The following is a 13,851-nucleotide window of genomic DNA, read 5'->3' as shown; positions in this document are numbered from 1 at the left end:
CTAGCTGAGCAATAATTCTAGGGCTTGCGCTTAAAGCACATCTAAATTATGATAATGATTATCATAACCGGTTCGGTGCGATACAGGCGATCGTACCTAAATTTTGGCTAGGAAGTGCTATCGACAAGAGCTTTGGGATGCTTAGCGGCGTTCCAAATTGACAGCAGGGCTTCTACAATTAATCAACGAGGGACAATGACTAATCTCACTGTACAAACCCCAGATTTAGTTTCCGATTTTCCCAAAAGAGGAATGCCCGTAACCATAATTACCGGCTTTCTCGGCAGCGGAAAAACCACTTTACTCAATCAAATCCTCAAAAATCGCCAAGATTTAAAAGTAGCAGTTTTAGTTAACGAATTTGGCGATATTAACATCGATTCGCAGCTTTTAATTTCTACCGAAAATGACATGGTAGAGCTGAGCAACGGCTGTATTTGTTGTACCATCAATGAAGGCTTAGTTGATGCAGTATACCGAGTTTTAGAACGGGAAGACCGCATCGATTGCATGGTAATTGAAACCACGGGAGTTGCCGATCCACTGCCGATTATATTGACATTTCTCGGCACGGAATTGCGGGATTTAACCAGTCTAGATTCTGTACTCACTGTAGTCGATAGCGAAACATTCACCACCGACAATTTTGACAGCGAAGCAGCTTTAAAACAAGTAGCATTTGCAGATATCGTGCTGATGAACAAAACCGATTTAGCTCCTTCAGAAAAAGTAGAAGAATTAGAAGCTTACATTCGCACTGTGAAAGAAGGAGCGAGAATTTTACACTCTGAATATGGCGAAGTTCCTTTACCCTTAATTTTGGGTGTGGGTTTGACGCAAGCCGATCTTTTCGAGAGTTTTGAAACTGAGGAAAAACACGAGAATCACGAACACCATCATGAACATCACCATCACGGACATCACTCGACTCACTTAGATAATGACGGATTTGTTTCACTATCATTTCAGAGCGATCGACCTTTTGATCTCCACAAATTCCAAGAATTTCTCACCGAAGAAATGCCCTGCGATGTATTTCGGGCAAAAGGCATTCTCTGGTTTAAAGAAAGTCCAATGAGACACATTTTTCAACTTAGCGGCGCGCGCTATGAACTAAATGCTTACGAATGGTTGACTCCACCTAAGAATCAACTCGTAGTCATCGGTCGCAACTTAGATACCGCTCAAATTCGAGAACAACTTAACAATTGCTTAGTTTAAGATTGCGTCCATCTCAGTATCACGTTCATAGCTAAGAGCTTTTAGATTTACAGCATATTCCATGTATATGTGGTACACACAATATTATGGCCCGTGTAAGGTGCGTCGCCACCCGTAAAGAAGCAATTTCTCTCCCAGATCCCGCAAGCGACGCACCTTACAAATTAACTAGGGTTCTATCCGACACATTTTAGATTTAATTCTGTCGTTAGTCGTTGCAGTTTTTGACAAAAAAATCATGTAACTACCAATGGCTAGTTTTACAATGTCAGCCATAAAAATCATCCCAAAAAAATCTAAATATTTTAATGTTACATTTTGTAAATCTTGTTATAATCAAATGGCAAGTAAAAGTCCATACCCACTGTTAAACATTTTCAAAAACTGCAAGCATGACTTTATCTACTCGCCCAGAACTGACTTCTCCAAATGGTGTAGTGTCATCAATTCCTACCCAATCTCAACCCCCTGTTTCAGATGAAGAAATGAGACAAGCAGTGCGTACATTGCTGCTAGGATTGGGAGAAGACCCAGACCGTGAAGGGTTACGAGATACACCGAAACGAGTTGTGAAAGCCTTGCAGTTCTTAACTGGAGGTTATCGTCAATCTCTGGACGAACTGCTCAACGGAGCAGTATTCACAGAAAATGCTAACGAAATGGTGTTAGTGCGGGACATTGATATTTTCAGTTCCTGCGAACATCACATCCTGCCAATTATTGGCAAAGCACACGTTGCGTACATTCCCAACGGGAAAGTAATTGGACTGTCAAAAATTGCTCGAATTTGTGAAATGTACGGCCGCAGATTGCAAGTACAAGAACGCTTAACTGCACAAATTGCGGATGCACTTCAAGGATTGCTAAAACCTCAAGGTGTAGCAGTTGTAATCGAAGCAACTCATATGTGTATGGTAATGCGCGGTGTGCAAAAACCAGGTTCTTGGACTGCGACTTCAGCGATGCGGGGAGTGTTTGCTGAAGATTCCAGAACTCGTCAAGAATTTATGAGTTTAATCGCGCACAAATCAAGCTTTCACTAGCTAGAATTGTCTGCGAAAACTTCCGTGTTTGCAGGCTGAACAAAGAAAAAAGAGTCATATTAGATTACCATATTTCTCTCTTTTCCTTTCCTCCCTCTGCGCCCTCTGCGCCCTCTGTGGTAAAAAATCTTATCTAAACTGAATATGGATCAAAAATATTTGTGGATTGAAGCTTTAAAGTTTAATAATAAAGGTTTAATTCCGGCGATCGCCCAGGACTATCGAGATAGTACCATTTTAATGATGGCTTGGATGAACAAAGAGTCGATCGAGCAGACTCTAGCTACAGGAGAAGCACACTATTGGAGTTGATCGCGCTCTGAACTTTGGCACAAAGGCGTGACATCCGGGCACATCCAAAAAGTCAAACAAATATTTTACGATTGCGATGCCGATACTATTCTGCTCAAAATAGAACAGATTGGTGAAATAGCTTGTCACACAGGCGTGAGGAGTTGTTTTTTCAATTCCGTGGCGCTACCACTGGGTGCAATAATGTAATAATAATGATTATCATTATTGCACCCAGTTCCTATGTCATCTGCAAATAACGTCGAGTCCGCCGTTCCCACTCCAAACAATCAAAATCCTTCCCTCACAACCATCCGTCCCCGCCGCCTCCGCCGTACACCAGCTTTGCGGCGGATGGTACGGGAAAATCACCTGACTGTTGACGACCTCATCTATCCGATGTTTGTGATGGAAGGGGAAGGGCAAAAAGTTGAGATTGCTTCTATGCCTGGTTGTTATCGCTATTCCTTGGATTTATTGCTCAAAGAAATAGCTGAATGTTGGGAGTTAGGAATTAATGCGATCGCCCTTTTTCCAGTTATCTCAGACAGCAAAAAAGATGACACCGGAACCGAAAGCTACAACCCGGGCGGATTGGTGCAACAAACAGTCAAAGCCATCAAACAAAACATCCCCGAAATAGTTGTAATTACCGACGTAGCCCTCGATCCTTTTACCACTCATGGACACGACGGTTTAGTTGACGAAACTGGTAAAATTCTCAACGATCCGACTGTTGAAGTTTTAGTAAAAATGGCAGTTTCTCAAGCCGCCGCCGGTGCGGATATGGTAGCACCTTCCGACATGATGGACGGCAGAATCGGCGCAATTCGCAAAGCCTTAGATGCCGCAGGATACATCGATACAGCAATCATGGCTTATTCAGCAAAATATGCCTCTGCTTATTACGGCCCGTTTCGAGATGCCCTCGATTCTGCCCCGAAATTTGGAGACAAAAAGACTTATCAAATGGATGCTGCTAATGCACGAGAAGCACTGAAAGAAGTTGCTTTGGATATAGCAGAAGGTGCAGATATTGTGATGGTAAAACCTGCTTTGGCCTATCTGGATATTATCTGCCAAGTGCGCGAAGCAACTAATTTGCCCGTAGCTGCTTATAATGTCAGCGGCGAATACGCAATGATCAAAGCTGCTGCACAGTTGGGTTGGATTGATGAAAAGCGGATTATTTTGGAGAATTTGACGAGTATCAAACGAGCTGGTGCTGATTTGATTTTGACTTATTTTGCTAAGGAAGTTGCTTTGATGTTGAAATAAGAGAATTTTTTTAAGCGCGGATACTTCAGTCTTCGACGCACTCCAACAGACAAACCGGGTTTTTTACCGAATCTGCCAGTTATATCAAATCCGGTAGCATCGGAATTATTAATATTACCGAAATCAGGAGACGGCAGTGCCGTCTCCCTACAATTAATCACGGTAGGGAAACGGCACTGCCGTCTCCTCTATATCATTCCAATGTAATCGGAATTGATATTACAACCAGTATTTTTGTAAAAAAAACCGGTTTCTAAGCCCCCGTATATTCAAGACTAGAATATTACCGCCCCAGTTGTTTCAACTGCTGCAAAATCTTACTCCTACGACTCACCATCGATGGCCGAGTCAAAATCCCTTGAGACGGACTAAAGAGTAATGCTACTAAAAATAACCCAGTGACAACTAACACAATTGCTGCACCTGAAGGCAGATTTAAGTAATAACTAATATACATCCCAGACACACTACTGATTACACCGATAATTGCTCCAAATCCCATCATCGGGTGCAATTCTTTAACTAATAAATAGCCAGAGATACTCGGTCCAATCAGTAGAGAAACTACTAACACAACGCCTACTGCTTGCATATTCCGCATGAACTCAAATTCTAGGGGTTCTCTGAGTAAATTTAACATTAGTCAATCTCCCGTTGCACCAATATTACACAATCGCCATAGGCCCGCTGAATATTGTCAGCGGTAATTACTTCTGACTTGTTTCCATCAGCAATTAGTTGTTTATTTATCAATAAAAATCGGTCGTACTTCCTCGAAGCTTCTCCCAATTCATGACCAATTACTAGCAAGATTTTACCTTCAGCTTTCAGTTCGTCAAAAACTTCAAATAGTATAGCTTCTGTCTTTTTGTCAACTCCCGAAAAAGGCTCATCAAAGAAAAATAACTCAGCTTCTTGCGCTAATGATTGAGCTAAAAATACTCGCTGTTGTTGTCCCCCTGACAACTCCCCAATTTGGCGGTTTCTTAATTCCCAAATTCCGACTCTTTCTAAGGCGGCTTTGACAATTTCTCTGGATTGACGTGAAGGCGATCGCCACCAACTCCTATGGCGTGTCCGGGCCATCATTACTACATTTTGAATAGAAATAGGATAATCCCAGTCTATCTGCGATCGCTGCGGCACATAAGCCACCTCTCCTAGCTGCTTAGAAAGTGCGCGATCGCGATACCTGACAACCCCATTTTCCGTCGGAATTAGCCCTAAAATCGCCTTCACCATCGTACTTTTCCCCGCGCCGTTAGGCCCTATTACCCCCACGATTTGCCCCGGTGCCAAGCTGAAGCTGACATCCTCAACAGCGGAAACGCCTCGGTAGTTGACAGCGAGATGCCGAACCTCTAACATAGTAAAATTTAGTAATAACGATTATTATTATCACAATATAATAATAGCACAAAGGAGAAACAGACAATGTTACAAAGATTGAAATTCAAAGGCCTTGCTGTGTTTGGCTTGATGATGGTGGCTGGATCGAGTAGCGCGGGGGTAACTTTTTCACAGACGAATAAAAATCCGATTGTCGCCCAAAGTCGTCCGCAAGTCGTGGCAACGTCTACAGTTATTTGCGGCTTAGCGAAGGAAATAGCTGGCAATACTATTGACCTCAAATGCTTGATAGATGCAGGTTCAGACCCCCACGTTTACACCTCAAAACCAGACGATCGCAAAGCAATTGAGCAAGCAAAGTTGATTTTATACAGCGGTTATAATTTTGAACCAAGTTTAATTCGATTAATTAAAGCAAGTTCCAATAAATCTGCGAAACTTGCTGTCGGTGAAGCAGCAGTACCCAAAGCACTATAGCTTGAAGAAGACGGCAAAAAAGTTCTAGATCCGCATATTTGGCACGATGCTAAAAATGCCATGGCAATGGCAAAAGTTATTAACAGTAAACTCGGTAAAATTTTGCCAAACCAAGCACCTGTTTATAATGCAAAGACTCAACAAATTACCTCAAGTTTGACAAAACTAGATACATGGATTAAATCAGAGATTACCACAATTCCTGACAAACAGCGCAAGCTTGTTACAACTCACGATGCTTTAGGTTACTACTCAAAAGCTTACGGAATTCCAGTAGTAGGAGCCTTAGAAGGTATTAGTACCGATGAAGCGCCAATACCAACGCGGGTGGCTCAATTAGTTAGAGAAATTAAGGCTTCTGGAGTGCCGACAATTTTTGCTGAAACTACAATTAATCCTAAATTAATTGAGGCCGTGGCAAAGGAAGCCAAGGTGAAAGTTTCGCCAAGAGAATTATTTGCTGATGGTTTGGGAGAACCGGGAAGTGAGGCTGATACTTATCAGAAAATGATGATTGCTAATACTCGGACAATTGTAGAAGGTTTGGGTGGCAAATATACTCCTTTTAAACCTTAATCGAGGAACTGCAAAGGCTATTTTCAACTAGCTTTAGGGGCGGGTTCGCCAACAAACGATCGGGCTGCAAATAGGTTAAATAAACCCTTTCAAGGTAAAACTCGAATATGTTTCGCTCGTTATTCGAGTTCTACCTTGAACCCCACCCACAAAAAAGCCCCTTAAAGCTTTCTTGAGAGGCGATCGCGCTTAGGCATTTGAGTGTCAACTATAGCTAACTATTATCAATAGCTTGGTACTAACACTTGATTCTCAAGAGCCACCTGCAACGGTGTCTGCGACTACACAGCGGGCGCTCCTCTTCGAACACTGCGCTAACAGAGCCGATCGAGCAACTTATGCCACGTACAACCCAGACACATATACTGTGGAGTTCTGAAACATCTCTTACAGCACCCGCAAAGGATTTCAACCTTAGCCATCCATAGTAACTGCGATTACAAAGATCGATCGTCCGCTTTTGCCGAGAAGAGAGCAAAATCGGTAAATCCTAGGAAGCTAGTTGATATAAATTATTAATTATTCTAAAATACTCATTATCATCCAAAGTAGCGATCGCGCTCAACCTAAACTCTATGGCTTTTTCAACCTAAACTCCAGCCTTGTACCCCAATTTGAGACAACAGACTTTCACCAGCCGTCAATCGATTTTAGATTTTAGATTGGCGGTCGTAATTGCTACGGCCGCTGGGGAACTTCAGCGTTGGTTGAAGTCATCAGCCATCAGCCATCAGCCATCAGTCATTTTAGCCGAAGAGCGAAGTCGAAGGCTAGTCATTAGTCATTAGTCATTTTAGCCGAAGAGCGAAGTCGAAGGCTAGTCATCAGTCATTAGCGTCCCCGCTCGCAAACGTTATTAGTCATTAGTCATTAGTGCTGTCCCTGCTTGCTTTGGGTTAAACGTCCAACGTCCAACGTCCAACGTCAGCATTCAAGTGTTATCAAAAACCATAATTATAAGTTTAGTTATAGGCATTTTAATCGCCCCGATTCTTGAGTTGTGCAGCCCGATCGCAATTTTTGCTCAAAACGCCGTCGCAATTAAAATATCGGGTACTGCTGCGGGTGCGATCGCTACATCCCCGCAGTAGACGGTAATTTAAAATAAAAATGTCTAATAATTGAGAATTTATAGCAATTATTAATAATTGCTATAATAACAGAGTCAGTTATTATAGCAATTATTTGTTTGATAGCAGTTCGAGCCAAAAATGAGGGATTGACCGATCGCTCCCTCAATCCCTCAATCCCTCAATTTCCCCATTCCCTCAATTTCCCCATTCCCTAATTCCCTAATCTAAAATCTATACAAGTCCGAGCCAAAAATGAGGTATTGACCGATCGACTTCTCAATCCCCCAATCTAAAATCTCAAACTTGTACGCTCGCGAAGCCGAAGTATCTAAAATCTCAACTCCTCACCTTTTTGAGAAAGGCTATATATTCAAAGCTCCCCCTTTCCCGTTCTCTCCCTCTGGCTTCTCCCACCCCCTAATTGCACAGTTTATATACCTACTAATTGGCAATCTTGTAACAAGCCTGCGGCCGCTGGTAAATTGGTAGTGTATAGGTATCTTGCCTCAAACAGAATCTGAGCGAGAGTTCCGTTGAGGGCGAGAAAGTAGGGTGCAGTCTAGACAATCGCAGAAATTCTTGCTCGTCAACCCGCAGTAGTTAGGCCCGGCGAGGAATTGCCGGCCAGTTAAAAGTCCGCCCTGTGGCAGATAGCATTGGTTCTGACTTGTCGTTACCCGCCAATTGTCAGGATTTGGCACAGAATTAATTTTAAATGCCAAGATGCTGGAAGTAGGGGTGAATTTTATGGTACAGAAAGTTTGACCGTGCTTGGAAAGCTCGCGGGTAAAGCCTCTCAATCAAGCTGCTGCCCGCGATCGGGTTTTTCTAACAAATATCACTCTTATGCCCGCTGATGTTTATTCCTTCTCTCAGTCAGGTCATCAACCGCAATCCCCTTACCGTCACCCCTCAGACGCCCGTAGAAAAGGCGATCGAGCTGATGAGCAGCACAGGAGCCAGTTACGTCCTCGTGGTAGAGCCGCGCGAGCATTCTCAACTGGAAAATCTCAGCAATGGGAATTCCCGACGATTGCGGGAACAGTCGGGTTTCTACAACGGCTTACCGCGTGCGGTAAAGGCCTTCGGCAACGGGCTGCATCAGGGCGGCTCAAAAGCTCCCTATGGGAGCGGGCAGACGGTGTTGGGGATTTTTACGGCGCGAGATGTGGTACAGCTAAATTCCATCGGCGCTGCTTTGAGGGGATTTGCCATCGAGCAAATCATGATCAGAACCGTAACTGTAGCCAGAGAATCGGAAATTACCGACTTTTTTGCCTTAGTAAATCTGCTGGAAAAATATCAGATTGGTCATTTACCCGTCGTCAGCGACGCTGAAGAACTTGTCGGTTTAATTAGCTCTCAAAGCTTGGTAGAACTGTTGGAAGAACTTGGGAAATCGCCACAAAAAGTAAGCAGCGATCCGCCACCTGTTACCTTCGCTTTCCCTCCGCCGCTGCCAAGTTCACAACCGAAATTAGAGCTGCCGGCGAGTTTAATTAAACTTTATCAAATTCCTCAAATCGCAGCAGGACGAATTATTCACGCTCCTGCTAGTTCTTCAGTTCGCTATCTGGCGCAACTGATGTTCCGACACAATGTTAGCTATGTATTAATTACTGAAACCCCAGAACCAAACTCGACTGGTGCTACAAATTCCAAATTTACAAATCCCAACCTGCACAAACTCGTTGGGGTGGTAAGTTCGCGGGACATCGTGCAGTTGCAGGCGTTGGGAAGAGACTCGAACAAAATTAAAGCGGGAGCGATTTGCAACAGCTCGCCGCCGCTGGTACGATCGCAATCTACCCTAGAAGCAGCCGTCGCCCTGCTGCAACAATACTACTACCAGTTACCATTATTAGTCATTAACGAAAGCAATCACCCGATCGGGATTGTCAATCCTAAAACTATCCTTTTACAAGCGCTAGATTCAAAATCTCTGCATTCTAGCTTGATCGCTTTGCAGCGACAACTAGAATCTAGCAACGCGCAATACAAAAAACTCGCCGCCCAAATACAGCTTCCGGCAGCAAATCGCCACCAGGAAGTTGAAATTGCAGAAAACAGTTTCCGGCAGCCCCAAAATCTCCCCGCTACTGTCAACAATCAGGGGATTTGGGATTGGAATCTCGAAACAGATGAGTTTTTTTATTCCGTGCGGTGGCAAGAAATGCTCGGCTACAAAGCAGGGGAAATCTCGAATCGCCGATCGGAATGGTGGAGTCGCATCCACCGAGATGACATTAACGGAGTAAAGGCAGCCTTAGAAGAGCACTTCGCACAAAAGACAGCGGATTTTGCAGCAGAATATCGGATGTACTGCAAAGACGGCAGCACTATCTGGGTGCTGAACCGGGGTCAAGTTTTGCGGAGCGCTGCAGGCAAACCGCTGCGCTTGGTCGGAACTCATACAGATATTACTCCAAATAAGCAGTTAGAACTCAAAGGCGCAGATCCCGATCGATTCCAAGTCTTTGATTCTTTGAAAGCAACAGTAATTTTTCAGATGGATGCGGCGGGAGTTTGGACGTTTCTCAACCGCGCTTGGACTGAAATTACTGGTTTTTCGGTTGCCGAAAGTTTGCACACTAATTTTTTCGATTGGGTTCATCCAGATGAACGCCCGCAGTGTGAAAATCTATTGGAGTCTTTGCTGTCTGGAAAATCGGAATTTTGTCGGAGAGAACTGCGATTTAAGTACAATTCGGACTCGGTGAAAAATGAATTAGACATTCATCCTGAATCGGGCTTTATTTCGGTAGAAATATTTGCTCAAGTCCGGCTGAATTCCCAGGGTGAAATAGCGGGAATTTTAGGAACTTTGCACGATGTCTGCAGCCGCGTCGAAGGCGTTGAGGAATTGCGGGAAAGCCAGCGAGCAATTCGATCGCTCTACGAGGTAATGGTGAGCTCGTCAGGCTCCTTTGAGGAGCGCACTGCTCAGTTGCTGGCGATGGGTTGCAGTCAGTTTGGGATGGATATCGGGCTGTTGGGCAGGGTTTTGGGCGATCGCTACGAAGTCATCGCCGCCTATGTACCGTCAAATTTCCCCTTCGGATTTGCCAAAGGAGATGGTTTTGCTTTGAGTAGAACTTTTGAACGAGAGGTTTTGCGATCGAACGAACCTATTTCTATCGAATCCGCCGGCACTACTCAGTGGAAGAACCACCCGGCTTACGCCGTCCGCAGGTTGGAGGCATTTGTCGGCACGCAGGTAATAGTGGAAGGGCGAATCTTTGGCACTTTGAGCTTTACTTCGAGCTCCGCTAAACCACCTTTGAAACCGCTGAATTTTGAAATGTTAAAATTGATGGGCAATTATATCGGCGCGGAAATTGCCCGCGAAGAACGCGAGCACACTTTGCAGCGTCAGTACCAGTGCGTTTTACTCTTCAAACAAATCACTCAAAAAGTGCGATCGACCTTAGATACTCAAGAAATTTTTCAGACAACCGCCACCCAAATCGGGCGCGTATTCGGTGTCAATCGCTGTACAATTCACACCTACCTTTCCCAACCTTATCCGCACCTTCCTTGCGTCGCAGAATACCTCGAACCAGGTTACATATCAGCTTTAGATTTAGAACTTTCTGTCACTTACAACCCCTACACAGAAAAACTGCTCGCTGAAGATATAGCCCTAGCATCTCCCGATGTGTTTGCCGATCCTTTGCTCGAATCTTCCGTGCCGATGTGCCGCCGCATCGGCTTAAAATCTATGTTGGCGGTTCGCACTTCCTATCAAGGCGAACCGAATGGCATTATTACTTTGCACCAGTGCGATGCAACTCGCCAGTGGACTCCCGACGAAATTGAACTGTTAGAAGATGTTGCCGCTCAAGTCGGAATTACCTTAGCCCAAGCCCAACTTTTAGAAAAGGAAGTTCACCGACAGCAACAGTTAGTAGAGCAAAATGAAGCTTTGGAGCAAGCGCGACAAGCGGCCGAAGTTGCTAACAGAGCTAAGAGCGAGTTTTTAGCTACGATGAGTCACGAAATTCGCACTCCGATGAATGCGGTAATCGGGATGACCGGTTTGCTGCTGGATATGGAACTAACTACAGAACAGCGGGATTTTGTAGAGACAATTCGCACCAGCGGCGATGCTTTGCTGACTATTATTAACGATATTCTCGACTTTTCCAAGATTGAATCGGGCAAAATGGATTTGGAAAGTAGCCCCTTCGACCTGCAAAACTGCATAGAAGAATCTCTGGAATTGCTGGCTCCGAGAGCGTCAGAAAAAGGTTTAGAGCTAGCTTACTTTATTGACGATTCTGTTCCAAAAAACATTTTAGGAGATGTCACGCGGCTGCGCCAAATCCTGGTAAATCTGCTAGGAAATGCAGTCAAATTTACAGAATCTGGAGAAATTGTCGTTTCTTGTACCGCTCGGAAAATCGAGCCTGTAGCTGCTAAAATTTTGCCGGAAATAACCAATATTTTAGCTCTGAAACCGCTAGCAACTAAGGAGGAAAAGTTGCCAAGTAACAGACAGTACGAGATTCAATTTGCTGTCCAAGATACGGGCATTGGCATTCCACCAGACCGGATCGATCGCCTATTTAAAGCTTTTTCGCAGGTGGATGCTTCCACAACTCGACAGTACGGCGGAACTGGTCTGGGACTGGCTATCAGCCAGCGTTTGAGCGATATGATGGGTGGTAAAATGTGGGTTGTCAGTCAAGTTTGTCCGGCAAGTTCTAAGTCTCAACCTGCTGTTTCGGCGATCGGACAAAGTACCGCAGGAATTCCGCCTGCTGGATTTTATCCGCCGTCGGTATCGGGTTCCGGTTCAATTTTTTATTTCACGGTGACAGCAGAAGCTAATGAAAGTCGAGAGTCAAAAAAACTGCCGGAATTTGCGGCGGGCAAGCATTTGTTGATTGTCGAAAATCATGCCATTAACCGGCAAGTTTTGATTCGGCAAGCTGAGGCTTGGGGAATGATACCTGTAGCTGCAAGTTCGGGTGCTGAGGCTGTGAAAATTATCCAAGAAAACTCGGCGCTAGATTTGGCTATTTTGGCGATGAATCTACCAGATATGGATGGCGTGGCTTTGGCTGTGAAGATTCGTTCCTTGGAGCTGAGCAATTTGTCTGGCGGCGAGGGGCTAAATCCGAATGTCATCGTTACAAGCCCTCGCAAAGTTCCGCTACCTTTGGTGCTGTTTACTTATTTGAGCAAGGCGGAAGTCTGGAAAAAGCTTGAAACTACAGAAGTACATTTTTCGGCTTTTTTAACTAAGCCTCTAAAACAGTCGCAGTTTTATAATGTGTTGCTGCAAGTTTTTGGATATGTTGCCGGCAGAAGTGGTAGGGGAGAAGTTTCAAATGTGGCGACTTTGACTTCGGGATTGAAGTATTTTGAAAATTCTCAAGAACAGCACCGCGTGCAGCGGACACCTGCGGTTTTGAGGCAGGTGGCTAGCAATTCTGTCGCACAGGATGGAGCTAATTCTACTCAGATTCGGATTTTGCTGGCGGAGGATAATGTGGTGAATCAAAAAGTAGCTACGCATTTGCTCGACAGGATAGGATATCGGGCAGATATTGCGGCTAATGGGCTGGAGGTTTTGGAGGCGCTGAAGCGGCAATCTTACGATGTTGTGCTGATGGATGTGCAGATGCCGGAGATGGACGGGTTGGAAGCGACGCGCCGCATTTGTCAGGAGTGGCCTGCTAATCGGAAGCCGAGAATTATTGCGATGACGGCTAATGCGATGCAGGGCGATCGCGAAAAGTGTCTGGAAGCGGGTATGGACGATTATATTACTAAGCCGGTGCGCCGGGAAGAGTTGGCGATCGCCCTGGGCAAATGCCAACCACTGCAGCGGGATGAATTGGATGCCGTTGCTGAACTAAAAAATCCACAGATTACTGAGCAAGTTGACAGTGAGGCTGCTGGACACTCGATGGTTCAACCTGCAGCAAATTCGCCGATCGATTTTCATGTTTTGCAAAGTCTCCGCGAGTTAGACGATGATGAAGACCCGGATTTTTTGGGGGAGTTGATTAAGATATATTTGTTAGATGCACCGCAGCAGTTAGAAACAATTAAAGAGGCTATTTTTATCGGCGATGCTGATAGTTTGAAGCTGGCTTCTCACACCCTGAAGTCGAGCAGCGCTAATTTAGGAGCGGTGTCTTTTTCGGAAGTTTGCAAGGAGTTGGAGTATATGGGCCGCATGGCGGTTGAGTCGGGAGGGGAACAGGTTTTTGATGCGAGGACGGCGCGCGATCGGCTTTTGGAAGCCGAAACGGAGTGGGAAAAGGTACGGATGGCGTTTGAGACTGAATTAAAAACGGGGAAATTGCGATCGCAAATAGGGAATTAGTTAGTTGTTAGTTGTTAGTTGTTATTGGTTAGTTGTTATTGGTTGTTGGTTATTGGTTATTGGTTATTGGTTATTAGTTATTGGTTATTGGTTATTGGTTATTAGTCATTAGTCATTAGTCATTGGTTATTAGTCATTAGTCATTAGTCATTAGTCATTAGTCATTAGTCATTAGTCATTAGTCATTAGTCATTAGTCATTA

General features: G+C 44.6%; 7 protein-coding genes and 2 pseudogenes. 7 read left to right on the top strand and 2 right to left on the bottom strand.

The features are described from left to right. Window positions 1-195: 195 nt before the first annotated feature. The 4 genes and pseudogenes from QUA97_RS05720 to hemB all read left to right on the top strand — a co-directional run bounded on the left by QUA97_RS05720 (window position 196) and on the right by hemB (window position 3,833). On the top strand, window positions 196-1,221 hold the full coding sequence (locus QUA97_RS05720) for a CobW family GTP-binding protein (protein ID WP_333193819.1): 1,026 nt from the start codon (window positions 196-198) through the stop codon (window positions 1,219-1,221). Window positions 1,222-1,613: 392 nt separating this feature from the next. Further along, the gene (folE, locus tag QUA97_RS05715) at window positions 1,614-2,264 is read left to right on the top strand and encodes a GTP cyclohydrolase I FolE (RefSeq protein ID WP_293153275.1); all 651 of its coding nucleotides are present in this window, start codon (window positions 1,614-1,616) and stop codon (window positions 2,262-2,264) included. A gap of 144 nt (window positions 2,265-2,408) precedes the next feature. Continuing rightward, window positions 2,409-2,765 (top strand): annotated as a pseudogene (hisI, locus tag QUA97_RS05710) (phosphoribosyl-AMP cyclohydrolase). A 33-nt stretch (window positions 2,766-2,798) separates the two neighbouring features. After that, window positions 2,799-3,833, top strand: coding sequence for a porphobilinogen synthase (gene hemB / locus QUA97_RS05705; RefSeq protein ID WP_194070800.1), 1,035 nt, complete (start codon window positions 2,799-2,801; stop codon window positions 3,831-3,833). A 283-nt stretch (window positions 3,834-4,116) separates the two neighbouring features. On the opposite strand, the gene QUA97_RS05700 is transcribed toward hemB, so the two are convergent. Both QUA97_RS05700 and QUA97_RS05695 read right to left on the bottom strand, forming a co-directional pair. Continuing rightward, complete coding sequence (locus QUA97_RS05700; RefSeq protein WP_333193814.1) at window positions 4,117-4,473, bottom strand: metal ABC transporter permease; 357 nt, start codon at window positions 4,471-4,473, stop codon at window positions 4,117-4,119. Next, a complete protein-coding gene (locus QUA97_RS05695) occupies window positions 4,473-5,201 on the bottom strand; it encodes a metal ABC transporter ATP-binding protein (protein ID WP_333193812.1) in 729 nt (242 codons plus the stop codon). The genes QUA97_RS05700 and QUA97_RS05695 overlap by 1 nt, the downstream gene beginning before the upstream one ends. Window positions 5,202-5,267: 66 nt before the next feature. Here QUA97_RS05695 and QUA97_RS05690 point away from each other — a divergent pair. The 3 genes and pseudogenes from QUA97_RS05690 to QUA97_RS05680 all read left to right on the top strand — a co-directional run bounded on the left by QUA97_RS05690 (window position 5,268) and on the right by QUA97_RS05680 (window position 13,649). After that, a pseudogene (locus tag QUA97_RS05690) lies at window positions 5,268-6,236 on the top strand (metal ABC transporter solute-binding protein, Zn/Mn family). A 935-nt stretch (window positions 6,237-7,171) separates the two neighbouring features. After that, window positions 7,172-7,327: a hypothetical protein gene (locus QUA97_RS05685; RefSeq protein ID WP_194070797.1), complete on the top strand. Its 156-nt coding sequence runs from the start codon at window positions 7,172-7,174 to the stop codon at window positions 7,325-7,327. An 838-nt stretch (window positions 7,328-8,165) separates the two neighbouring features. Then, window positions 8,166-13,649, top strand: a complete 5,484-nt coding sequence (locus QUA97_RS05680) for a response regulator (protein WP_333193809.1) — start codon at window positions 8,166-8,168, stop codon at window positions 13,647-13,649. Window positions 13,650-13,851 lie beyond the last annotated feature (202 nt).

It is taken from the genome of Microcoleus sp. CZ3-B2, from assembly GCF_036705055.1.
Taxonomy (GTDB): domain Bacteria; phylum Cyanobacteriota; class Cyanobacteriia; order Cyanobacteriales; family Microcoleaceae; genus Microcoleus.
This window is presented reverse-complemented; position numbering and strand designations above follow the sequence as displayed.

Bases quoted from the DNA above. Each gene is read 5' to 3' on its own strand.
- folE (WP_293153275.1), top strand. From the start codon at position 1,614: ATGACTTTATCTACTCGCCCAGAACTGACTTCTCCAAATGGTGTAGTG.
- hemB (WP_194070800.1), top strand. From the start codon at position 2,799: ATGTCATCTGCAAATAACGTCGAGTCCGCCGTTCCCACTCCAAACAAT.
- QUA97_RS05695 (WP_333193812.1), bottom strand. From the start codon at position 5,201: ATGTTAGAGGTTCGGCATCTCGCTGTCAACTACCGAGGCGTTTCCGCT.
- QUA97_RS05700 (WP_333193814.1), bottom strand. From the start codon at position 4,473: ATGTTAAATTTACTCAGAGAACCCCTAGAATTTGAGTTCATGCGGAAT.
- QUA97_RS05720 (WP_333193819.1), top strand. From the start codon at position 196: ATGACTAATCTCACTGTACAAACCCCAGATTTAGTTTCCGATTTTCCC.
- QUA97_RS05680 (WP_333193809.1), top strand. From the start codon at position 8,166: ATGTTTATTCCTTCTCTCAGTCAGGTCATCAACCGCAATCCCCTTACC.